Annotated in this window: 20 protein-coding genes; 9 read left to right on the top strand and 11 right to left on the bottom strand. The window is 71.1% G+C overall.

Annotated elements, in window-relative coordinates; all coding sequences use genetic code 11:
- The first annotated feature begins 69 nt into the window (after positions 1-69).
- Both MNO14_RS05300 and MNO14_RS05305 read left to right on the top strand, forming a co-directional pair.
- Positions 70-1950, top strand: a complete 1881-nt coding sequence (locus tag MNO14_RS05300; RefSeq protein ID WP_241945701.1) for a S8 family peptidase — start codon at positions 70-72, stop codon at positions 1948-1950.
- Between the two features lie 133 nt (positions 1951-2083).
- Positions 2084-3364 (top strand): dicarboxylate/amino acid:cation symporter, encoded by a 1281-nt coding sequence (locus MNO14_RS05305; RefSeq protein WP_241945702.1) that lies wholly within the window; start codon positions 2084-2086, stop codon positions 3362-3364.
- Between the two features lie 30 nt (positions 3365-3394).
- Here the strand turns inward: MNO14_RS05305 and MNO14_RS05310 are convergent, their stop codons facing one another.
- The 6 genes from MNO14_RS05310 to trxA form a co-directional block, all read right to left on the bottom strand.
- Positions 3395-3841, bottom strand: a complete 447-nt coding sequence (locus tag MNO14_RS05310) for a hypothetical protein (RefSeq protein WP_241945703.1) — start codon at positions 3839-3841, stop codon at positions 3395-3397.
- A 99-nt stretch (positions 3842-3940) separates the two neighbouring features.
- Positions 3941-4345, bottom strand: coding sequence for a hypothetical protein (locus tag MNO14_RS05315; protein WP_241945704.1), 405 nt, complete (start codon positions 4343-4345; stop codon positions 3941-3943).
- Positions 4346-4439: 94 nt separating this feature from the next.
- Entirely contained in the window at positions 4440-5117 is a 678-nt protein-coding gene (locus tag MNO14_RS05320; RefSeq protein WP_241945705.1) for a DUF502 domain-containing protein, read from the bottom strand.
- A 45-nt stretch (positions 5118-5162) separates the two neighbouring features.
- Positions 5163-7232, bottom strand: a complete 2070-nt coding sequence (locus MNO14_RS05325; RefSeq protein WP_241945706.1) for a bifunctional serine/threonine-protein kinase/formylglycine-generating enzyme family protein — start codon at positions 7230-7232, stop codon at positions 5163-5165.
- Positions 7233-7293: 61 nt separating this feature from the next.
- Positions 7294-7764 (bottom strand): DUF4442 domain-containing protein, encoded by a 471-nt coding sequence (locus MNO14_RS05330; RefSeq protein WP_241945707.1) that lies wholly within the window; start codon positions 7762-7764, stop codon positions 7294-7296.
- Between the two features lie 119 nt (positions 7765-7883).
- A complete protein-coding gene (trxA, locus tag MNO14_RS05335; RefSeq protein ID WP_241946267.1) occupies positions 7884-8768 on the bottom strand; it encodes a thioredoxin in 885 nt (294 codons plus the stop codon).
- Positions 8769-8938: 170 nt separating this feature from the next.
- Between trxA and MNO14_RS05340 the strand changes: the two genes are divergently transcribed.
- On the top strand, positions 8939-9523 hold the full coding sequence (locus tag MNO14_RS05340) for a DUF998 domain-containing protein (RefSeq protein ID WP_241945708.1): 585 nt from the start codon (positions 8939-8941) through the stop codon (positions 9521-9523).
- A gap of 1 nt (position 9524) precedes the next feature.
- Here the strand turns inward: MNO14_RS05340 and MNO14_RS05345 are convergent, their stop codons facing one another.
- Entirely contained in the window at positions 9525-10859 is a 1335-nt protein-coding gene (locus tag MNO14_RS05345; protein WP_241945709.1) for an amidohydrolase family protein, read from the bottom strand.
- A 73-nt stretch (positions 10860-10932) separates the two neighbouring features.
- Positions 10933-12591 carry a diguanylate cyclase gene (locus MNO14_RS05350; RefSeq protein WP_241945710.1) on the bottom strand — a complete coding sequence of 553 codons (1659 nt, stop codon included), beginning with the start codon at positions 12589-12591 and terminating at the stop codon, positions 10933-10935.
- Positions 12592-12728: 137 nt separating this feature from the next.
- Here MNO14_RS05350 and leuS point away from each other — a divergent pair, with 137 nt between their 5' ends.
- The 6 genes from leuS (at position 12729) to rlmH (ending at position 18788) form a co-directional block, all read left to right on the top strand.
- On the top strand, positions 12729-15482 hold the full coding sequence (gene leuS, locus MNO14_RS05355; protein ID WP_241945711.1) for a leucine--tRNA ligase: 2754 nt from the start codon (positions 12729-12731) through the stop codon (positions 15480-15482).
- Positions 15483-15547: 65 nt separating this feature from the next.
- Entirely contained in the window at positions 15548-16084 is a 537-nt protein-coding gene (gene lptE, locus MNO14_RS05360) for an LPS assembly lipoprotein LptE (RefSeq protein WP_241945712.1), read from the top strand.
- A gap of 34 nt (positions 16085-16118) precedes the next feature.
- A complete protein-coding gene (holA, locus tag MNO14_RS05365; RefSeq protein ID WP_241945713.1) occupies positions 16119-17165 on the top strand; it encodes a DNA polymerase III subunit delta in 1047 nt (348 codons plus the stop codon).
- A gap of 8 nt (positions 17166-17173) precedes the next feature.
- Positions 17174-17830 carry a nicotinate-nucleotide adenylyltransferase gene (gene nadD, locus MNO14_RS05370; RefSeq protein ID WP_241945714.1) on the top strand — a complete coding sequence of 219 codons (657 nt, stop codon included), beginning with the start codon at positions 17174-17176 and terminating at the stop codon, positions 17828-17830.
- Between the two features lie 30 nt (positions 17831-17860).
- A complete protein-coding gene (rsfS, locus tag MNO14_RS05375) occupies positions 17861-18271 on the top strand; it encodes a ribosome silencing factor (protein ID WP_241945715.1) in 411 nt (136 codons plus the stop codon).
- A 46-nt stretch (positions 18272-18317) separates the two neighbouring features.
- On the top strand, positions 18318-18788 hold the full coding sequence (gene rlmH / locus MNO14_RS05380; RefSeq protein WP_241945716.1) for a 23S rRNA (pseudouridine(1915)-N(3))-methyltransferase RlmH: 471 nt from the start codon (positions 18318-18320) through the stop codon (positions 18786-18788).
- A gap of 48 nt (positions 18789-18836) precedes the next feature.
- On the opposite strand, the gene MNO14_RS05385 is transcribed toward rlmH, so the two are convergent.
- The 3 genes from MNO14_RS05385 to thiD all read right to left on the bottom strand — a co-directional run bounded on the left by MNO14_RS05385 (position 18837) and on the right by thiD (position 21832).
- Entirely contained in the window at positions 18837-20126 is a 1290-nt protein-coding gene (locus MNO14_RS05385; RefSeq protein WP_305879410.1) for a nucleotide sugar dehydrogenase, read from the bottom strand.
- Between the two features lie 63 nt (positions 20127-20189).
- Positions 20190-21026: an alpha/beta fold hydrolase gene (locus tag MNO14_RS05390; RefSeq protein ID WP_241945717.1), complete on the bottom strand. Its 837-nt coding sequence runs from the start codon at positions 21024-21026 to the stop codon at positions 20190-20192.
- Positions 21023-21832, bottom strand: a complete 810-nt coding sequence (gene thiD, locus MNO14_RS05395) for a bifunctional hydroxymethylpyrimidine kinase/phosphomethylpyrimidine kinase (RefSeq protein ID WP_241945718.1) — start codon at positions 21830-21832, stop codon at positions 21023-21025. Before thiD ends, MNO14_RS05390 begins: the two co-directional genes overlap by 4 nt.
- Positions 21833-21857 lie beyond the last annotated feature (25 nt).

Below are 21857 nucleotides of genomic sequence, written 5' to 3' on the forward strand. Positions count from 1 at the left end.
TCCCAATGCCCGCTCCCGGCAGCGCGAGGCGCGATTGCCGAAAGCTCGACCCAATCGAGGAGTTCGACCATGAACAAGACTTCCATCAGCGTGGCCCTGGTCACGATCCTGGCCGGCGCGCTCGGCGCGCAGGTTGCCGATGCCGCCCGCACCCCCGCCAAGATCGTGCCCCGCATCGATGTGGCGCCGCCGGCCGAGGCCGCGTCCGACCGCATCGTCGTGCGCTACGCGCAGGCGCGCATCGCCAGCGGTGACCGTAGCGGCAAGCTGCAGATCGCAACAGCCGCGATCCGTCGCGCGGGCCTCGAGCGTCCGGCCGCCGCGGGGCGTGCGGCCAAGGCGCTGCCGGCGTTGCAGGTCGGCCATCTGCGCACGACCGCGGTTGGCTTCGACGTGCTGCGGCTGTCGCGGCCGCTGCCCGCGCGCGACCTGCAGGCGCTGGTGACCGAATTGGCCGCCGACCCGGCGGTGGCCTCGGTGCAGGTGGACCGGCGCATGCGCGCGACCGGTGTGGACAAGCGCACCGTCTCGCCGCAGTTCACGCCCAATGACGAGTTCTTCGCCAGCTACCAGTGGCACCTGCAGGGCTCGGCCGGCGCGATCAACGTCGCTAACGCCTGGGACCGTTCGACCGGTGCCGGCGTCGTGGTCGCGGTGCTCGACACTGGCATCCTGGCCGAGCACCCGGACTTCGCCGACAACATCCTGCCTGGCTACGACTTCATTACCGATCCGTTCGTGTCCCGTCGCGAGACTGCCGATCGCGTGCCCGGCGCGCTCGACCGCGGCGACTGGAATCCGGTGGCGGGCGAGTGCTACAGCGGCTCGCCGGTGATCGACAGCACCTGGCATGGCACCCACGTGGCCGGCACGGTCGCCGAGGCGACCCATAACGGCATCGGCGGTGCCGGCGTCGCCTACGACGCCCAGGTGTTGCCGGTGCGCGTGCTCGGCCGCTGCGGCGGCTACGAGTCCGACATTGCCGATGCGATCGTCTGGGCCTCGGGCGGCGCGGTCGACGGCGTGCCGGCGAACGCACATCCGGCCGAGGTCATCAACCTCAGCCTCGGCGGACTGGCCCCGTGCGACGCGATGACCCAGGCGGCGATCGACGGCGCGGTCGCGCGCGGCAGCGTGGTCGTGGTCGCCGCGGGCAACTACAACGACGACGCGCAGCGCTATTCGCCGGCCAGCTGCAACAACGTGATCACGGTCGGTGCGAACCGCATCAACGGCGGGCGCGCGTACTACTCCAACTTCGGCGCGGCGGTCGATGTCTCCGGCCCCGGCGGTGGCGGCGAGTTCGACACCGGCAACGGCGGCTGGAACGGCTACGTGCTGCAGACCGGCTACGACGGCAAGACCACGCCGACCTCCGGGCAGTACCTCTACACAGGGCTGATGGGCACCTCGATGGCGGCCCCGCATGTATCGGGCATCGCCGCCCTGGTGCAGAGCGCGCTGGTGGCCCAGGACCGCCCGCCGATGACGGCCGCCGAAATGGAGATCCTGCTCAAGCGCACCGCGCGTCCGTTCAATGTGCCGCCGCCGGCCAGTACGCCGATCGGCGTGGGCATCGTCGATGCGACCCGTGCGCTGGAGAAGGCCTTGGAGACGCCTTGCGATCCGGCGACCGAGACCTGCGAACTCGGCACCCAGCTGTTCAATGGCGCCGACGTCACCGACCAGGCGTCCAACGGCGAGGGCGCGCTGTTCCGCTTCGAGGCCCAGGCCGGTCGTACGCTGACGCTGATGACACTGGCCGGCCGCGGCGACGTCACCCTGTACGCGCGCTATGGCGCACCGCCGACGTCGACCGACTACGAGTTCCGCTCGGCGCGCGCGGGCAGCAACATCGAGACGATCCGCATCACCGCGCCGAAGGCCGGCACGTACTACCTGCAGTTGAGCGGCAGCTACACCGGGTTGACCGTCGTCGCCCGTCAGTAGTCGCATCCGCGCGCCCGGCGGTGGTTGATGCCGCCGGGCGTTGCACTGGTGGGACGCTGGCGTCGCGGCAGGGGCATCGCCAACCCCCATGCGCTCACGTATCGTCGCAGTTCGACGTTTCGGGCAGGCCGCAATGAACGCAGTGGCGTGGTGGTTCAGGATTCCGTTCTGGCAGCGCGTGCTCGGCGCCTTCGTGCTCGGCGCGCTGGCCGGCTGGCTGCTCGGGCCGGCGGCTGGCACCTGGCTGCAGCCGCTGGGCACGCTGTACGTCAACCTGATCCGGATGATCGCGGTGCCGCTGGTGTTCTTCGCGGTCATCAACGCGGTCGCCGCCCTGCATGGGCAGCAGTCGATCGCTGCGCTTGGCGGGCGCACGTTCGGCTGGTTCGCCGCGACCGCGGTGCTCGCGGTGGGCGTCGGCTTCGCGGTGGCCTACACCTTCAATCCCGGGCTCAGCGTCGAGCCGGGCTCGCTGATCACCGCCGCCGATTACACCCCCCGCGAGGTGCCGACCCCGGTCGAGGTGCTGCTCGGCGTGGTGCCGACCAACCCGTTCGCGGCGCTGTCGGAAGGACGGATCCTGCAGGTCATCTTCTTCGCCGGCCTGCTCGGTTTCGCGCTGGTCAAGCTCGGCGAGCGCGTGGCCGCATTGCGCTCGCTGGTCGGTCAGGCGTCCGATGCGATGATCCAGGTCACCCGCTTCGTGCTCGAAATGACCCCGATCGGCACCTTCGGCCTGATCGCGGCCCTCGTGGGCACCTACGGCTTCGAGAAGTTGCTGCCGCTGGGCAGCTTCGTGATCGCGCTGTACGTTGCGTGCGCCGCGCACATCCTCATCGTCTACAGCGGTCTGCTGCTGGTGCACGGGCTCAATCCGCTGAAGTTCTTCCGCGGCGCCGCGCCCGGCATGCAGGTCGCGTTCGTCAGCTCGTCGAGCCTGGCGGCGATGCCGGTCGCGCTGCGCGCGGTCACCCACAACCTGGGCGTGAACCGCGACTACGCCGCGTTCGCGGTGCCGCTGGGCGCGACGATCAAGATGGACGGCTGCGGCGCGATCTATCCGACGCTGGCCTCGGTGTTCATCGCGCAGTATTTCGGCATCGAGCTGAGTTTCGCGCAGTACGCGGCGATCCTGCTGGCCTCGGTGCTCGGCAGCTTCGGCACCGCCGGCGTGCCGGGCACGGCGGTGGTGATGGCGACGGTGGTGCTGTCGGCGGCCGGTCTGCCGCTCGAAGGCCTGGGCCTGCTGCTGGCGATCGACCGGATCCTGGACATGATGCGCACGATGACCAACGTCACCGGGCAGATGCTGGTGCCGGTGCTGGTCGCGCGCGAGACCGGCCTGCTCGATCGCGATGTGTATGAGGCGGCGAGCAGCAACGTCGGGCTCGACGACACCGACGCGCCGCGCTGACGCAGGCGGTGTCGTACGCCGGGGCGTCGCTCAGCGTTGCAGGGCGCGGTTGAGCGGGGCGTTCGGGCGCGGCTCGAACATCGGCACGACCTGACCTTGCAACGGTACGCCGGCCGCGTTCCAGACCGCGGTTTCGGCCGGGAATTCGCCGCTGCGGGTGACCGCATCGACCACCTGCACCAGCGCCTGCGCCGAGGCGGGCACCTCGGGATTCCACGTGAACACGCCGAAGCGCGGGTAGAACGCGACCGCGGCGTCCTGCAACCGACGGTCGGGGCACAGCACCGCGCCACGCTCGGCCAGCACCCGCAGTGCGCCGACCGGCACCGCGCGCACGGTCGGGCCGGTGCTGGCGTTCGAGTGCCCGGGGCAGACATCAGCGGCGATGGCGATCGCGCGCTCGGCGACCTCGCGATCGCTCTGGGCATGGACGGCGGTGGCGGCAAGCAGCAGCGGCAGCACGAGGGCAGGGCGCATGAGCAATTCTGTCGGAGCGGGGCCGCGATCATCGCGTGCGGCCGATGGACAGGTGTTAACGGCGCGTGCAGGCCAGCGGATGCGCGATGCCGGCTTGCGTCAGCGGGACGGCGCGCGAGCCGCCAAGCGTCCGCCGCACCAGGCCAGCGGCAGCACCCCGAGTGCATCGAGCAGGGTCATCCACACCGGTTGTGGCAACAGCCAGGCGTTGAGCAGCACGGCGATCAGGATCAGCGCGCCGACCGCCAGCGCCATGCGCATCGGCCGTCGGCGCGCGATGCGGGCGGCGACCCAGCCGCCGCACAGGGCGCCGGCCAGCCAGCCGAGCGCGACCAGCAGCAACATGCCGGTCGGTGCGACCGCGAACAACTCGGCCGGGTTGGCGTCGGTCGGCAGCGCACCGGCCGGCAGCGGAAACAGCCGCTTGCCGAGGAACTCGAAGCCCAGCGCGACCGTCGTGGCGGCCAGCATGCCGAGCATCAGCGAGGCCAGCGTGCGGAGCATCTGGCCGCGCGGCGCTGGCCGGGCAGTGGCAGGGTCGCGTCCGCGCGCCCCTGCGGGCTGCGGGCGCTGGCGTGGGCGACGTGCCGGCACGGACTTAGCGGGTGGACGCCGCCGCAGCCGGCGGCGGCTCGAAGGGAATCGTGTCGGGCGCGACCGCGCCGCCGGAGATGATGAAGCTCATCGCCTGGTCGACGGTCCAGTCGGTCGGCGTGACCTTGTCCAGCGGCACGATCTCCAGATAGCCCGAGGTCGGGTTGGGCGTGGTCGGCACGTAGACCGCGGCAAGCTCCCGGCCGGTGCCCTGTTCGCGGATCACCCGGGTGACAAAGCCCACCGACTTCATCTGGCTGTGCGGGAAATCGATCAGTACCACGCGCTGGGTGCCGTCGGGCTTGGTCTGCAGGATGTCGAGCAGCTTGCGTGCGCTCGAATAGATGATGTTGGCCAGCGGAATGCGGCGCACCAGCGCGTCGACCCAGCCGAGCATGCGCTGACCGACGACACGGCGGGTCAGCCAGCCGACGGCGAGGATCAGCACGATCGTCGCGATCATCGCGACCGTCGCCTGCACCGAGGCGACATTGATCCAGCCCAGGGCCGGGAACGCGGCGGAGATGCTGTGCGCCAGCGGCACCACCCAGGGCGTGCTGATGTCCGACAGCAGCACGAAGACGAACTTGACGACGATCCAGGTCAACCAGATCGGCAGCAACGTCAGCAGGCCGGTGAGGAACAGGCGCTGCAGGCGCCCGCCCAGGGAGTGGGCACTCATGAAAGATCCGCGAGGCGAAAGGGGGGCGTCATCATGCCCGGGAATTCATGGCAGATGCACGAGCCGGAAGCCGACGTCGTCGTAGCCGCGCTTGGGATCGAGGGCGCGGCTGTCGAGCGCGTCGCGCCGGCTGCGGCCGGCGGCGACGCGATCCTTGCATGCGGCCGCGCAGTCGCTGCGCCATTCCGCTGGTCCATCGGCGGATGTCGGGGCCGCCGCGCCCTGTGCGGTTGAGGCCACGACGATGCTGCGACCCTCGCGTTCGCTGCGCCAGCGTGCGTAGTCGACCGCGTCATGCCACGACACGCATACCACCGGATCGCTCGGGCTCTGATCGAACCCCGGCGACTCCCAGTCGCGCGGCGCCAGCGCACGCAGGACCGAGCCGCGCGCGCGGCAGGGCGCCGACTTGCGGCCGGTCGCGGAGACGAAGGCCGCGTAATCGCCGCGGCTGACCGGGGCATTGGCGATCGCGAAACTGGTGTCGCCGCTGCGGACCACCCGCGCGCCACCGGGGATCTTCGCCGCGAGCGCGTTGAGATCGGGAATGGCCGAGGCTTCGCGGCGCAAGCGCGCCTTGGTCGCGGCGTCAAGCCCGACGGCGTCGGCCGCGGCCAGGCTGGCGATCGCGTCGTCGCGATCGACCGCGGCCACGGCATCGGCGATGCGCGCCTCGATCGCATCGGCGACCTGCGCGCGCACCGGCTGCAGCGCCGCGACCTCCTCGGCGCTGCCGGCATGGGCGCGCGCGGCCTGCAGCAGTTCGGTGGCCGCGCGGTCGTCGCGCCCCGCGATCAGCGCGGTTGCGCGGCTGCCGACCGCGGCGAAGACGCGCGCGGTCAGCGACGGCAGCCCCAGGTGCTGGGCATCGGCCGCGCGCGCGCGGCGCAGGCGCTCGAGCGCGTTGTCGTCCTGCGGTGTCGCCAGCCGTCCGGCCCGCAGCAGGCGCTCGGCTGCGGCGAGATGGCGGTCGGCCTCCGACACCGGCGCGGCCTGCGAGGCTTCGATGCCGGCGGCGACCGCCACCGTGTCGGGATCGGCCTGCGGTGCGAGATCGGCATCGGCGTCGGCATCGGCGGTCTCGTGGTGCGCGACCGTTGGCGCGCTCGCGATCGACGCGGCCGGCGCGGCCTCGTCGGCCACTGCGGTCGGGGCCGAGGGGCGCTCCCAGGCGCGCCAGACGCCGACGCCGGCCAGCAGCACGACCGGGAGCGCCAGCCACGGCAACAGGCGGCGTCCGCCCTGGCCGATCCGGCGCATCTGGCCGGTGATCCGCGCCTCGCCGTTGCGCTGGGGCACCTGCTCGAGCGCCCGTAGCATCTGTCCGGCGTTGGCGAACCGCCGCTTGGGCGACTTCGCCAGCGCCTGGTCCACGAAGCGCTGCCAGTGGCGCAACTCGGGCGGCAGGCGCGGCACCGGGTTCTGCACATGCGCCAGCGCCATCGACAGCGCGTCCTCGCCCTCGAACGGCAGCGCGCCGGTGAGCATTTCCCAGGCCAGCACGCCGACGCTGTAGAGGTCGGCGCGGAAGTCGACCTGTTGCCCGCGGGCCTGTTCGGGTGCCATGTACGCGGTGCTGCCGACCGCCAGCCCGACCATCGTCATCCGGGTGCCGTAGCCGCGGCGCAGCGCGATGCCGAAGTCCGCCAGCTGCGGCCGGTCGGTCTCGTCGAACAGCACGTTCTCTGCCTTGACGTCGCGATGGATGACCCCGCGCGCGTGCGCATAGGCCAGCGCCGACAGCAGCGCGTGCAGGACCGTGCGGACCCGGGCCTGGTCGCCGCGCAGATCGCGCTGGCCCAGATGGCCATGCGGCAGGTGGGGCATCGCGTACCAGGGCAGCCCGTCGGCGGTGCGGCCGACGTCGTGGATGCCGACGATGTTGGGGTGCTCCAGGCGCGCGATCGTCCGCGTCTCGTTCTCGAACCGGCGCCGGCTGACCTCGTCGGCCAGCGTTTCGGGGCGCATGACCTTGATGGCGACATCGCGTCCCAGCGACAACTGCGTGCCGAGATACACCGTCGCCATGCCGCCGTGGCCGATGACGCGCAGCAGGCGGTAGCCCGCGATCTGCGGCAACGCCGGCGACTCGTATCCGCTTGTGGTCTGCGACATGCGTGTTCCCCGTGGCGCTACAGCATACCGACCGTTGACGGGTTGGGGGCGGCTGCGCGGCTCAGGCAGGCGGCGGGGCGCTGCCGCGGTCGCGCTTGCGGCGCACATAGATCTGTTTGCGTACACGGGCGACCGGTTCGCCCGCCGCATCGAGGACGTCGGTGGTGAACCAGCGCAGGTGTTTGTCACCGTGCGCGGTCGCCACGCGGATCGCGTCGACCGTGGCGGTATCGAGATCGAACGTGGCATGCACAGTGCCGCGGACGGGGCGGATGAACTCGATCTCGGCCGCTTTGTCCCAGACCACGTAGTCGTCGCCGAGCGCGCGCAGCGTCATCAGCATCCAGAACGGGTCGGTCATCGCGAACAGGCTGCCGCCGAAGTGGGTGCCGACGTAGTTACGGTTGTACCAGTGCCGGCGCAACTCGACCCGGGCGTGCGAGAACCCGGGCGTCAGCGCGGTGACGCGGATCCCGGTAAACAGGAACGGCGGCCAGAGGTTGAACAGCAGGCGGGCGAGGCGCGGCGACATGGCGGGCGGGCGTGACGGGACGCCAGCACCTTACCATACGCATCTGTATGGTCGGCGCCTGGTAGAGGCCTGGCCCGCCGCGCTGGTGCGTCGATGCGCCCGGCGCTTCGCCGTCCCTGTCAGAACAGCAGCGAGGCCATCTTCCTGCGGTAGCGGCCCACCAGTTCGGCGTCGTCGACGATGCGGAACGCGTCGATCAGCGCCTTGCGCGGCAGGCCGTCCTCGAAATCGCGGTCGCGGCGCAGCATCTCGATGAACTGGTCCAGGCCGGCTTGTGCATCGCCGGCGACGATCTGGCGCACGCCCAGCAGGTGGCGGGCGCGCAGATCCGCAGGATCGCGTTCGATCGCCGCCTGCAAGGCTTCGATGGGCGGCGCGTCGGCCAGCAGCGCGGCAAAATCCAGGCGCGCTCGCGCCTTCACCGCGCGATCGTCGGTGGCGAGGTTGGCTGGCAGGCCATCGAGCAGGCCTTCGACTTCCTGCGCGGCGCCGGTCTGCAGCAGCGCCAGCGCCAAGTCGAGCCGCAGTTCCGCCTTGTCGGGTTCGGCGGCCACCGCCTCGCGCAGCCGCGCGATCTCGGCCTGGGGATCGAGCGGGGCGGTGTCGGCGGGCGAGGCGCCATCGCCCTCGGCCGGCACGATGCCGTGGCGCTGCAGGAACTCGCGCAACTGGCCCTCGGGCAGCGCACCCGGAAAGCCGTCCACCGGCTGGCCACCGGCGATCAGGAAGACCGTCGGCACCGAGCGGATCTGGAACGCCGCGGCGATCTGCGATTCCTTGTCGACGTCGACCTTGGCGAGGATGAAGGCGCCGTTGTATTCGGCCGCCAGCTTCTCGAGCACCGGGCCCAGGGTCTTGCACGGGCCGCACCATTCGGCCCAGAAGTCCACCAGAACCGGCACATCCAGCGAGGCCTGCAGCACCGCCGATTCAAAGGTCTCGGTGGTGACATCGATGATATGGGGCGAGCGTTCGGGAGCGGGGGCCTGGCCGTTGAGCAGCATGCGGAAGTTCCAGTTGCGATCGGGGAGCCGCCGGAGCGGCCCGACTAGAGGTGGCGACGGTTGCGCAGGATACAAGCGCCGACCGCGCGCGCCGCCGATCCCATGCGACATCGGCGCGGTGGCACGCCGGGCGCCTATCATCCGGCCCGGACATGGCCGGAGCGGAGTGGATGGGAACATCGATGCGGTGGTGGGCGCTGGGGCTGGTGCTCGTGGCGCATGCCGTGATCTGGCTGGCGATGTTCGGCTTCGCGCGGGTTGTGGGCCTGCCGGCGGGTGTGCCGCTGGCGTTGCCCGGCGCGCACGGGCTGCCGCATGCCGGTGCGTTCAATCTGCTCGCGTTCGTGCTGCCCGGCTTCGCGTTGGCCATCGTGGCATGGCGAGCGCGCGCGCGCTGGTGGCCGGACGCGGGCCTGGCCGTCGGCATCGCCTTGCGTCTGTGGCTGCTGGCGGCCCTGCTGTTCGCGCTGCAAGGAGGACTGCCGCTCGATGCCGGCGACCTCGACGGCGGCGGCAGCCGGGCGCACGCCAGCGTGTGGATGCTGTGGGCCCTGGCCTTCGGCGCCGGCGCGTCCCTGGCCGCCATCGCCGTGCCGGGCGTGCGGCTCGCCTCGCTGCTCGCCGCGCTCGCGGTCGTGGCCGCGCTGGCGTTGCCGGCAGTCGCGGCCGCCGGGGCGGCCGACCGCGTGTTGCTGCTGGCCTGGTGCGGCTGGACGGCCTGGCTGGCGTGGCGGTTGCCGCGCCGGGCCGGCTGATTCAGTCGAGCGTCGTCGATGCGTCCGGCGCGCGGTACACGCGGCCGGCCTTCATCACGAAGTCGACCGCCAGCACCGCATTGATGTCGGCGAGCGGGTCGCCCGGCATCGCGATGATGTCGGCGCGCCGCCCGGGCTCGACGATGCCCTGATCGTCGACACCGAGCACGGTCGCGGCATGCAGCGTCGCTGACTGCAGCGCGTATGCCGCCGGGATCCCGGCCTCGACCATGTAGACGAACTCGCGCGCGTTGTCGCCGTGCGGGCCCACGCCCTGGTCGGTGCCGAAGGCGATCGGCACACCGGCGCGGTAGGCGCGCGCCGCGGTGTCCTGGATCTGCGCGCCGATCGTCGCCGCCTTCGGACGCACGACCTCGGGGAAGTAGCCCGGTTCGCGCGCCTTGTCGGCGACGAAGCGCCCGGCGTAGATCGTCGGCACGTACCAGGTGCCACGCTGCTTCATCAGTCGCATGACGTCCTCGTCCATATGGGTGCCGTGCTCGATGCTGGTCACACCGGCCAGCACCGCGCGCTTCATGCCCTCGGTGCCGTGGGCATGCGCGGCGACGCGGTAGCCGTAGTCCTTGGCGGTGTCGACGACCGCCTGGACTTCGTCGACGGTGAACTGCGGTGCATCGCCCGACCTGGCGTAGCTGAGCACGCCACCGGTCGCGGTGATCTTGATCACGTCGCTGCCGTCCTTATAGCGCTGGCGCACGGCCTGGCGGGCATCGTCGATCGAATTGATCACGCCTTCGGTCGGGCCCGGCGGGCCGATCAGGTGCGAGAGCATCGAGTTGTAGCCGTTGCTGGGATCGGCATGGCCGCCGGTGGTGGCGATCGACTTGCCGGCCGCGAAGATTCGCGGGCCGCGCACCAGGCCCTGTTCAATCGCATCGCGCAGGTGCGGCGCGACTTCGCCGCCGAGATCGCGCACCGTAGTGAAGCCGGCGAGCAGGGTCTTTTCCGCGTAGCCGATCGAGCGGTAGGCGAAATCGACCGGGTCGAGGCGGAAGCCTTCCGAATAGCTCTGCGGGCCGGACTGCGAGCCCAGGTGCACGTGCAGGTCGGTCCAGCCGGGCATGCAGGTGCGCCCGGCGAGCGCGATCGTGCGCGCCTGGTCCGCCGGCGCCGCGAGCCCGGCGGCGACCGATTCAATGCGGCCGTCGGCAACCACGATCGTATGCGCGCCGAGCATGCGGCCGCTGCGCGCATCGAACAGGCGCTCGCACTGCAGCGCGGTCCGGTCTTGCGCCTGCGCGGCTGGTGCGAGCAGGGTGACGGCGAGCAGGGCGAGTAACGCAGACGCTGCGGTGGGGCGGAAGCGGCTGGACATGCAATGGGCTCCGGACGGCCGAGACAGGAAGCCGGATTGAAGCACGGCGGCAGGGCGCGTGCCCGCGCGACGTTCAGTCGGTCTGCGAGGCGTGCAGCACGCGGTTGCGGCCTTCGGCTTTGGCGCGATACAGGGTGGCATCGGCGACCTGCAGCAGCAGTTCGGGCGTGGTGCCGTTGGCGGGGAAGGTGGCGATGCCGATCGATAACGTCACCGGGCCCAGGGTCTGGCCCATGTGCTGCACGCTGGAGATCTCGATCGCACGGCGGATCTGCTCGGCGCGCATGCGCGCGTTCGCCGCGTCGAGCTCGGGCAGGACCACTGTGAACTCCTCGCCGCCGTAGCGGCAGGCGATGTCCTCGGTCCGCACGCCGGCCTGGATCAGCCGGCCGACCTGGCTGAGCACGGCGTCGCCGGCCGCATGGCCGTGGGTGTCGTTGAAGCGCTTGAAGTGGTCGACGTCGAGCATCATCAGTGACAGCGGCAGGTGGCGGCGCTCGCAGCGCTGGAGCTCTCGCGCCAAGCTCACCTCCAGGTAGCGGCGATTGAACAGCGAGGTCAGCGGATCGCGCAGCGACTGCGTGCGCAGGGTCTCGCGCAATTGCAGGTTGGCCAGCGCCAGCGCCATCTGTTCCGACAGCGAGGCCAGGATCGCGGCATCGTTGTCGCTGCTCGACGGATCGCTGGCCGCGCTGACGTGCAGCATACCCAGCGACTGGCCCTGCGCGATCAGCGGCACGCACAGTGTCGACACGCCATCCAGTGGCACGTCCCGGTCGATGTGCGCGCAGCGCAGCCCGCCGCTGCGGCCGCGCAGGTAGTGCGGCTGACCGCGGCGCAGCGCCCAGCAATCATCCTGGGTGACAGTGTCTTCGTGGCTGATCGGGTGTTCGCCGAAGGTGCCGGCGCTTTCGAGAAAGTTCTGCGACGGCCGCGCGAGGTAGCAGCGCCCGCTGGCCTCGGGCACCAGTTCGACGACCGCGCGCGTGGTCAGCGCGACGATCTCCTCGCGGCTCTGGCAGCTTTGCAGCATGCCCGCGTACTCGCTCTGGGTGTGCCGCTGCTCCGACAGCGCATGCAGGTCGCGCATCGCATTGCGCGCGTCGCGCTCGAGCCGTCGACTGCGCCGGTTCTCGCGCGACAGGCCCCACAGCATGAAGATCAGCAGACCCAGCGCGACAACGAAGGCCAGCACGATGAACACCACCAGCCAGGTCGCGCGTTGCTGGCTGGTGACCTGGCGCTCGGCCAGCAGCCGGTTCTCCTCGTCCAGCAACTGCTGGCGCAATGCCGACATCGCGGTGGCGCGGCGGACGTTCTCGCTGATTCGCCGCTGGCCCTCGTCGTCGGGCAGGGCAGCCATCTGCGTTGGGTCGAGCAGGATCTCCATCGTGCTCAGATGCCGCTGCATGTCGGCGTCAAACGTGCGCGCCAGCGCCTGCTGCGCCGGATTGTCGGCGGTCAGTTCGATCAGCCGGCGGCTGTACTGGCCGGCGCGCGCCACCGCATCGCCGTATTCGGGACGGAAACTCTCACGGCCGGTCAGGCGGTAGCCGCGCGCTTTGGATTCGGCCTCGTGCAGCGCCGCTTCCGAGGCGACCAGCAGGTTGATCACCGAGTAGCTGTGCTCAAGCGATCCGTTCGCCCGCTCCAGGCTGCGCACACCGACGATCGCCGCAGCGGCGGCGCCCACCAGCAGCACGAACGCCAACAGGATCGTCGGCAGGCGCAAAGCTCGGGAGCGGGTGTGAGGTGATGTCCTAGACATCAAGCGAGTCTAGCAGCCGGCTCGGCCGCGCCCGGCCCGCGTGGCGGACGCGCAGGCGCTGGGGTAGGCTTGCCGGCTGTCCTCTGCCGCCAGAACCGTCCGTGTCCAGCGATCCCACCGCTTCGTCCGTCAACGCCTACCAGCCCACCCGCGTCGAGGCCGATGCCCAGCGGTTCTGGACCGACACCCGCGCCTTCGAGGTCGTCGAGCGCACCGATCGACCCAAATACTACTGCCTGTCGATGCTGCCGTATCCGTCCGGCGCGCTGCACATGGGCCATGTGCGCAACTACACGCTCAGCGACGTCATCAGCCGCTACCAGCGCATGACCGGCAAGAACGTGCTGCAGCCGATGGCCTGGGACGCGTTTGGCCTGCCGGCCGAGAATGCCGCGATCAAGAACGCGACCGCGCCGGCGAAGTGGACCTACACCAATATCGACCACATGCGCGGCCAGCTGCAGGCGCTGGGGTACGCGATCGACTGGAGCCGCGAGTTCGCCACCTGCAGCCCGGACTACTACGTGCACGAGCAGCGCATGTTCGTGCGGCTGATGAAGAAGGGCCTGGCCTACCGCCGCAACGCGGTTGTCAACTGGGATCCGATCGATCAGACCGTGCTCGCCAACGAGCAGGTCATCGACGGCCGCGGCTGGCGTTCGGGCGCGGTGGTGGAGAAGCGTGAAATCCCGCAGTGGTTCCTCAAGATCACCGACTACGCGCAGGAACTGCTCGACGGCCTGGACACGCTCGAGGGCTGGCCGGACTCGGTCAAGACCATGCAGCGCAACTGGATCGGCCGCAGCGAGGGGCTGGAGATCACCTTCGCAGTCGACGGCGAAGCGACCCCGCTGACCGTCTACACCACGCGTCCCGACACGCTGATGGGCGTCACTTTCCTCAGCATCGCCGGCGAGCACCCGCTGGCACTCAAGGCCGCGCAGGACAATCCCGAGCTGGCCGCGTTCCTTGCCGACCTGCGCCAGGGCGGGGTGTCGGAGGCCGAGCTCGAGGCCCAGGACAAGCGCGGCATGGCGACCGGCCTGTGGGCGATCCATCCGGTCACCGGCGAGGACGTGCCGATCTACGTCGCCAACTTCGTGCTGATGGGCTATGGCACCGGCGCGGTGATGGCGGTGCCCGCGCACGACCAGCGCGACTGGGAGTTCGCCAAGGCCTACGGCCTGCCGGTGCGGCCGGTGGTCGTGCCGCTGGCGGTGCGCGATGCGCTGCGCGAGGTGGTCGGCGATGTCGCCCACGATGCCGACCCGTTCCAGGCGGCGCTGTCGGGCGGTTCGGTCGATGCCTACGACACCTCGGCCGCCGTCGCGGTGGTCCGCGATTATCTCGACGGCATCGAGCAGCGCGGCGCCTACACCGAGCGCGGCGTGCTGATCAATTCCGGCCAGTACGACGGCCTGGATTTCGACGGCGCGTTCGATGCGCTGGCCGCGTACCTGGGCGCGCAGGGGCAGGGTGCACGCAAGGTCAACTTCCGGCTGCGCGACTGGGGCGTGAGCCGCCAGCGCTACTGGGGCTGCCCGATTCCGGTGATCTACTGCCAGGCCTGCGGCGCGGTGCCGGTGCCCGAGGACCAGTTGCCGGTCCTGTTGCCCGAGGATGTCGAGGATGCGTTCGCCAACCCGGGCGTGGTGCAGTCACCGATTAAGTCCGACCCGCAGTGGCGCAAGACCACCTGCCCGGACTGCGGCGGCCCCGCCGAACGCGAGACCGACACCTTCGACACCTTCATGGAGTCGAGCTGGTACACCGCGCGCTACACCTCGCCCGGTGCCGCGGACATGGTCGACGAGCGCGCCAATTACTGGATGCCGGTCGACCAGTACATCGGCGGTATCGAGCACGCGATCCTGCACCTGCTGTACTTCCGCTTCTACCATCGCCTGATGCGCGACGCGGGCCTGGTGCACGGCGACGAGCCGGTGCGCAACCTGCTGACCCAGGGCATGGTGATCGCCGAGACGTTCTATCGGGACCAGGACAACGGCGGCAAGGACTGGATCCATCCGGCCGATGTCGAGGTCACTCGCGACGACAAGGGCCGCATCGTCGGCGCGGTGTGCAAGCGCGACGGCGCGCCTGTGCGGGTGGGCGGCGTGGAGAAGATGTCCAAGTCCAAGAACAACGGCATCGATCCGCAATCGATGATCGACAAGTACGGCGCCGACACCGTGCGCCTGTTCTCGATGTTCGCCGCCCCGCCCGAGCAGTCGCTGGAATGGAACGAGGCCGGCGTCGAGGGCATGGCGCGCTTCCTGCGCAGACTGTGGACGCAGGTCCAGCGGCATGTCGAGGCTGGTCCTGCCGGCGCCTTCGACGTCGCCGCCGCGACCCCGGCGCAGCGGACGCTGCGCCGTCAGCTGCACGAGGCGATCCAGAAGGTGGGCGACGACTACGGCCGCCGCCACAGCTTCAACACCGCGATCGCGGCGGTGATGGAACTGTTCAACCACGTACAGAAGTTCGAGGCCGACAACGCCAACGCACGCGCGCTGCTGCAGGAGACCCTTTCGACGATCGTGCTGCTGCTCAATCCGATCACCCCGCACATCGCGCACGCGCTGTGGCAGCTGCTGGGCCACCCCGAGACCCTGCTCGAGGACCAGCCGTTCCCGCGTGCCGACCCATCCGCGCTGGCACGCGATGCGTTGACCCTGGCCGTCCAGGTCAACGGCAAGCTGCGCGGCACGATCGAGGTCGCTGCCGACGCCGCCAAGGACGTGGTCGAGGCGCAGGCCTTGGCCGAGCCGAACGTGGCGCGGTTCCTCGCCCAGATGACCGTGCGCAAGGTCATCGTGGTGCCGGGCAAGATCGTCAACATCGTCGCCGCCTGAACCTGCCGGGGCGGCGCGTCCGCGCGCCGCTTGCCGGCCAAGACCGCCTCGTCCAGACTCCGCCCATGAGCATCCTCCGCCCGGTTTCCCTCCGTCTGGCCGCTGTCGCCACGGTCCTTGCGCTGACCCTGTCGGCTTGCGGCTTCCATCTGCGCAACGCGCTGACGCTGCCGACGGAGCTGGGGCCGGTGGACATCGTCTCGTCCGATCCCTACAGCCGGCTCGCACGCTCGGTCGAGCGCGCGCTGGCCGCGGCCGGCGCGCAGATCGCCCCTGACGAGGCGGTCGATGTCGCCGTGCTCGACATCCGGTCCGAGCGTTGGGCGTCGCTGCCGGCCAGTCTCGACGCCCAGGGCCGCGCGCAGGAGTACACGCTGCGCTACGCGGTGGTGTTCTCGATGCGCGATGCCGACGGCCGCGACATCGTGCCCCAGCAGGCGATCGAGCTGGCGCGTGACTACCTGGCGCTGCCGACCGATTCGATCGGCGCCGATTCCGAGCGCGAGTTGCTGTCGCGCGAGCTCGAGCGCGAAATGACCGCCTCGATCATCCGCCGCATCGATGCGGTGTTCCGCAACCCGCAGGAACGCGAGCGCGGTTGATGGCGACAGTCCCGGCCAGCGGCGCGTCCTCGCCGTGGAGCTGACCCCCGAGCGCCTGGCTGCGCAACTGGCGCGCGAGCCGTTGCGGCCGGCCTACCTGATCGCCGGGCCCGAGCCGCTGCGCGTGCTCGAGGCCGCCGACGCGGTGCGGGCCGCGGCGCGCGCCCAAGGCGTGTCCGAGCGCGAGGTGTTCGAGCCCGAAGGCCGCGACGTGGACTGGAACGCGCTCGAGGCGACGTTCCGCGCGCCCAGCCTGTTCGCCAGCCGACGGCTGGTCGAGTTGCGCCTGCCCACGACCAAGCCCGGCAAGGAAGGCGCGCAGGTCATCGCCGGCTTCTGCGCCGATCCGCCGGCCGACGTCACCTTGCTGATCACCGGCGGCGAATGGAGCCGGCAGCATGGCGGCAAGTGGAGCGAGGCGGTGGCCGCAGTCGGGCACCTGGTGATCGCCTGGCAGGTCAAGCCGCACGAACTCGAAGGCTGGATGGAGGCGCGCCTGCGCAGTCGCGGCGTGCCCGCCGAGCGGGCGGCGGTGCAACTGCTGGCCGAGCGCGTCGACGGCAACCTGCTGGCCGCAGCGCAGGAGGTCGACAAGCTCGCGCTGCTGGCCGACGGTCAGCCGCTGGATGCGGCGCGGATGCAGGCGCTGGTCGCCGATGCCGCGCGCTACGACGTGTTCCGGCTGCTCGATGCGACGATGAACGGCCAGCCGGCGCAGGCCGCGCGAATGCTCGCCGGCCTGCGCGCCGAGGGCGCGGCGATTCCCGCGCTGATGGGCATGATCGTCATGGAACTCACGCGCGCGGCCAGTCTGGCGCAGGTCCAGGCGCGCGGCGGCAACATGGCCGCCGAATTCAAGGCCCAGCGCATCTGGGACGCGCGCCAGGCCGGCTACCGGCGTGCGCTGCAGCGGCACCCGGCCGCACGCTGGGACCGCTTCGTCGCCGAGGCCGGCCGGATCGACCGGATCGCCAAGGGGCGCGGCCGGCCGGGGATCGACCCGGCCGACGCCTGGCTTGCGCTGGAGCGGTTGCTGATCGCGGTCGCCGACGCCCGGGCCGGCGCGCTGCTGGCGGCCTGACCCCGGCGATGCTCTATCTGGTCTACGGCGGCACCTTCGATCCAGTGCATTGCGGCCATCTGGCGATCGCGCGGGCCGCGCGCGACGCGCTGGGCTGCACCGTCCGGCTGATGCCCGCTGCCGATCCGCCGCATCGTGCGCCGCCCGGGGCCGATGCCACGCAGCGCGCGGCGATGATCGCGCTGGCGATCGACGGCGAGCCGGGCCTGCTGCTCGATCGCGAGGAACTGCGGCGTGGCGGCCGCAGTTACACCGTCGACACATTGACTGCGCTACGCGCGCGCCTGGGCGATGCGCGGCCATTGGCGTGGCTGGTCGGCGCCGACAGCCTGCTCGGCCTGCCGCACTGGCATCGCTGGCAGGCGCTGTTCGCACTGGCGCATCTGGTGGTCGCCGAACGTCCGGGCAGTGGCTTGGACGGCGCGCTGGCCCCTGACCTGGCGGCCTGCCTGGCCGATCGCTGGACCGACACGCCGGCCGCGTTGTCGGCGACCCCGGCCGGGCGGGTGCTGCGCTTGCGCCAGCCGCTGCATCCGGTCTCGGCCACGCAAGTCCGCGCGCAGGCGGCCGCCGGTGCGTCGCTGGCGGGGCTGGTGCCTGACGCGGTGGCCGCATTCATCGAGGAGAAGGGGCTGTACCGGCCGCAGCTGGGCGCTCCGCTATAATCCACGCCGCACTTTTCGAGTCCCGATCCCTTGTCCGATACCGCTCGCGTCATCAAGACCCGTCTGCCCGAGCCGCCGCCGCCGGCAGATGTCCTGCTCCGAACCGCGCTCGATGCGGTCGATCACCTCAAGGCCGTCGACGTCGTCGATATCGATGTGCGCGGCCGCAGCAGCGTCTGCGACTTCATGGTCGTCGCCTCCGGGACCTCCAGCCGCCACGTGAAGTCGATCGCCGACGAGGTCGTCAAGCGCGCCAAGCAGCTCGACTGCCAGCCGCTCGGCGTCGAGGGCGAGCGCGAGGCCGAATGGGTGCTCGTGGACCTGGGCGATGTGGTCGTGCACGTCATGCTGCCGCGCGTGCGCGAGTTCTACGCGCTCGAGCGCCTGTGGACGGTCGGCGACCAGCCGCCGGGCGCCGGCGAGCCGCGCAGCGACGGGTGAAGCGGCATCCGGCCCCGGCCGATGCTTGTCAGTCACGCGTGACCGCATGAAGGCCCGCCTGGTCGCAGTCGGCGAGCGCGCCCCCGCCTGGGTGGCCGATGGCTTCGGTGAGTACCGCAAGCGCCTGTCGCACTGGTTGCCGCTGGACCTGGTGGAGGTCGAGCCGGGCCTGCGTGGCAAGGGCCGCGACACGGTGCGTGCGATGGCCGACGAGGGCGCGCGCGTGCTCGCCGCGCTGCCGCGCAACGCCTGGGTGGTCGCGCTCGACGGGCGAGGACGGATGCATTCGTCCGAGGACCTCGCGCAGCGGCTGGAGCACTGGCGCGCGCAGGGGCGGGATCTGGCGTTTCTGATCGGCGGACCGGAAGGCCACGCCGACGCGGTGCTGGCGCGCGCCGATGAGCGCTGGTCGCTCGGCCCGTTGACGCTGCCGCACATGCTGGTGCGGCTGGTGCTGGCCGAACAGCTCTACCGCGCCGCGGCGATGCTGGCCAACCACCCCTACCACCGCGCCTGAGGCCGGTGCCCGCGACGGCGACGGGCGCCGCGCGTGTGGGCCGCCGCGCTACAGCCGCGCGTCGACCTCGTCGGCCGGCAGGATCGCCTTGACGTCGAACAGCACCGCGCCGGGCTTGCCGTAGGCGCGGATGCCGGCGCTGCCGAGCTCGCGGAACTGGGTGTGCGCGACCGCCAGCACGATGGCGTCGTAGGCGCTCGCCTCGGGCGTGGCGACCGGGCGCAGCCCGTACTCGTGCTCGGCGTAGGCCGGGGCCACCCAGGGATCGTGCACGTCCACCTCGACGCCGTAGCTGCGCAGTTCGGCGACCACGTCGACCACGCGCGTGTTGCGCAGGTCCGGGCAATTCTCCTTGAACGCCAGGCCCAGCACCAGCACGCGTGCGCCGGCGGTCTGGATGCCGCGCTGCTGCATCAGCTTCACCAGCCGCTGCGCTACGTGCAGGCCCATACTGTCGTTGATGCGGCGCCCGGCGAGGATGACCTCCGGGTGGTAGCCGATCTGCTGGGCCTTGTGGGTGAGGTAGTAGGGATCGACGCCGATGCAGTGGCCGCCGACCAGACCGGGGCGGAACGGCAGGAAGTTCCACTTCGTACCGGCCGCTTCGAGCACCTCGTGGGTGTCGATGCCGAGCCGTTCGAAGATCAGCGCCAGTTCGTTGACCAGCGCGATGTTGACGTCGCGCTGGGTGTTCTCGATGACCTTCGCAGCTTCGGCCACGCGGATGCTCGAGACCCGGTGCGTGCCGGCTTCGACGATGTCGCGGTAGAGCGCATCGACGAAGTCGGCCGCGGCCGGCGAGGAGCCGGCAGTGACCTTCAGCGTGTTCTCCAGGCGGTGCAGCTTGTCGCCCGGGTTGATCCGCTCGGGGCTGTAGCCGACATGGAAATCGTCGCGGTAGCGCAAGCCCGAGGCCTGCTCGAGGATCGGGACGCAGACCTCCTCGGTCGCGCCTGGATACACCGTGGATTCGTAGATCACCACGTCGCCGGCCGCGAGCGTGGCGCCGACCGCGCGGCTCGCGCGTTCCAGCGCCGACAGATCCGGCCGGCGGTAGTCGTCGACCGGCGTCGGCACGGTGATCACATGCACGTTGCAGCGCGCGAGCGCTGCCGGGTCAGCGCTGTAGTGCAGGTGTGTCGCTGCGCGCAGTTCGTCTTCCGACAGCTCGCGGGTATGGTCATGGCCGGCCTGCAACTGCTCGATGCGCGCCTGGTCGATGTCGAAGCCCAGTGTGGGGTGGCGTCGCCCGAACGCGACCGCGAGCGGCAGGCCGACGTATCCCAGGCCGACGACGGAAATGCGGATGTCGTCGCGTGTGGGCAGCGTTGCGCTCATGGGCGAGGGGCATTCGGAAAAAGAGGACGGCGCAGTTTAGCGCAGCGTCCCGGGGCGGCCGGGTCAGCGCTGCGCGAGCCAGTCGGCGACCGTGTCGGGCTGCCGCATCCAGGCGAAGTGGTCGGCGGCGATGCCCAGCGCCTGGGCATCGAAGGTCGCGACCGTCAGCGCCGATGTGGCGAGCTTGCCGAGCAGGTAGCGCAGCGAGGACGCCGGGGCCAGCCAGTCGTCGGCCAGCACGGCAGCCGCGACCGGAACATCGACCCGATGCAGCGCGGTGTCCAGGTCCAGATCGAGGCCGGCGGCGCGATAGCGGCCCGACAGCCCGCTGCGCGTCCAGTCGGCGATGACGCCGCGGGCTTCATTGCCGCCGAAGCCGAGTCGGCGACCGGGCAGCACGCCGTTGACCCGCGACAGCCAGGCCATGAACCGGTACAGCGCCGGCAGTGCGAGCGCGCGCGGTCCGGGGAAGGCGCGCCAGTACGGTGCGCCGCTGGCGACCAGCCACAGCGCCTGTGCCGCATCGGGTCGGCAGGCCAGATGGCAGCATGCGAGCTGGCCGCCGAGGCTGTGGCCGCCGATGATGCGTCCGGCGTCGGGCACGGCCGCGTGCATCGCCGCCTCGCTGCAAGCGATGTCGTCGAGCAGGTCGCGATAGCCCCAATCGATGTGGCGTCCGGCGCGCAGCCCGCTCGAACCGATGCCGCGCCATTCGTGCAGGAATACCGCGACCCCGTGCGCCGCCAGGCGTTCGGCGAACGGCAGGTAGTGCCGCGCCGGCACCCCCATCGCGGGCAGCCAGAGCAGGCTGCGCTGCGGCGAGGCCGGCACGCGCGCGATCAGCTCGTAGCGGTGGCCATCGCCTGCAACCAGGGCCAGGGGCGGCGACGGCGTGTTCATCGGGCGATTGGCCCCAGGTGGCCGAGCACGCTGACCGCGCTCCGGCCGGGCCGGTAGGCGTCGCGCATCGTCGCGTGCACATAGTCGATGCCCTGACGGCAGGCGTCCGGCGCCGATGCCCCCAGCGCCAGGTGCGCGGCGATCGCTGACGACAGCGTGCAGCCGGTGCCGTGGCCGTCGATCGCCAAGCGCGGCGCGGTGTGTTCGAACTGCACCTGCGCATCGGCATAGCGGTCCACCACGCGGTCGCCTTCGTCGAGGTGGCCGCCCTTGAGCAGCACGCCGCGCGCACCGAGCGCACGCAACGCGCCAAGTGCGGTACGGGCGTGATCGGCATCGGTGATCGGGGTGCCGAGCAGCAGTTCTGCCTCCGGGATGTTGGGGGTGAGCACGGTCGCGCGCGGCAGCAGCCGGGTGCGCAATGCTTCGAGCGCATCGTCGTCGAGCAGTTTGGCGCCGGAGGTCGCGATCATTACCGGGTCGAGCACCACCGGCACGTGCGGGTGCGCGGCGAGCGCGTCGGCCACCGCGACCACGATCGACGCGGTCGCAAGCATGCCGATCTTCACCGCGCGTACGTCGAAGTCGTCGAAGCAGGCGTCGATCTGCGCCTGCAGGAACGCGACTGGCGGCGCGTGCACCGCGCTCACGCCGCGGGTGTGCTGCGCGGTCAGCGCGGCGATGGCCGACAGGCCATGGACGCGATGCGCGGCGAAGGTCTTCAGGTCGGCCTGGATACCCGCACCGCCACCCGAATCGGAGCCGGCGATGCTGAGCGCGGAAGGGGGGCGGGGGGTGTCGGACATGGCGCTATTCTGCCGCAACGCCCGG

Origin of the sequence: Luteimonas sp. S4-F44 (assembly GCF_022637415.1) — a bacterium.
In the GTDB taxonomy this organism is placed as follows: Bacteria; Pseudomonadota; Gammaproteobacteria; order Xanthomonadales; family Xanthomonadaceae; genus Luteimonas.

Bases quoted from the DNA above. Each gene is read 5' to 3' on its own strand.
- thiD (WP_241945718.1), bottom strand. From the start codon at position 21,832: ATGTCCGACACCCCCCGCCCCCCTTCCGCGCTCAGCATCGCCGGCTCC.
- MNO14_RS05340 (WP_241945708.1), top strand. From the start codon at position 8,939: ATGGGAACATCGATGCGGTGGTGGGCGCTGGGGCTGGTGCTCGTGGCG.
- MNO14_RS05385 (WP_305879410.1), bottom strand. From the start codon at position 20,126: ATGAGCGCAACGCTGCCCACACGCGACGACATCCGCATTTCCGTCGTC.
- MNO14_RS05325 (WP_241945706.1), bottom strand. From the start codon at position 7,232: ATGTCGCAGACCACAAGCGGATACGAGTCGCCGGCGTTGCCGCAGATC.
- MNO14_RS05320 (WP_241945705.1), bottom strand. From the start codon at position 5,117: ATGAGTGCCCACTCCCTGGGCGGGCGCCTGCAGCGCCTGTTCCTCACC.
- MNO14_RS05345 (WP_241945709.1), bottom strand. From the start codon at position 10,859: ATGTCCAGCCGCTTCCGCCCCACCGCAGCGTCTGCGTTACTCGCCCTG.
- MNO14_RS05310 (WP_241945703.1), bottom strand. From the start codon at position 3,841: ATGCGCCCTGCCCTCGTGCTGCCGCTGCTGCTTGCCGCCACCGCCGTC.
- trxA (WP_241946267.1), bottom strand. From the start codon at position 8,768: ATGCTGCTCAACGGCCAGGCCCCCGCTCCCGAACGCTCGCCCCATATC.
- MNO14_RS05330 (WP_241945707.1), bottom strand. From the start codon at position 7,764: ATGTCGCCGCGCCTCGCCCGCCTGCTGTTCAACCTCTGGCCGCCGTTC.
- MNO14_RS05390 (WP_241945717.1), bottom strand. From the start codon at position 21,026: ATGAACACGCCGTCGCCGCCCCTGGCCCTGGTTGCAGGCGATGGCCAC.
- MNO14_RS05300 (WP_241945701.1), top strand. From the start codon at position 70: ATGAACAAGACTTCCATCAGCGTGGCCCTGGTCACGATCCTGGCCGGC.
- MNO14_RS05305 (WP_241945702.1), top strand. From the start codon at position 2,084: ATGAACGCAGTGGCGTGGTGGTTCAGGATTCCGTTCTGGCAGCGCGTG.
- nadD (WP_241945714.1), top strand. From the start codon at position 17,174: ATGCTCTATCTGGTCTACGGCGGCACCTTCGATCCAGTGCATTGCGGC.
- rlmH (WP_241945716.1), top strand. From the start codon at position 18,318: ATGAAGGCCCGCCTGGTCGCAGTCGGCGAGCGCGCCCCCGCCTGGGTG.
- MNO14_RS05315 (WP_241945704.1), bottom strand. From the start codon at position 4,345: ATGCTCCGCACGCTGGCCTCGCTGATGCTCGGCATGCTGGCCGCCACG.
- lptE (WP_241945712.1), top strand. From the start codon at position 15,548: ATGAGCATCCTCCGCCCGGTTTCCCTCCGTCTGGCCGCTGTCGCCACG.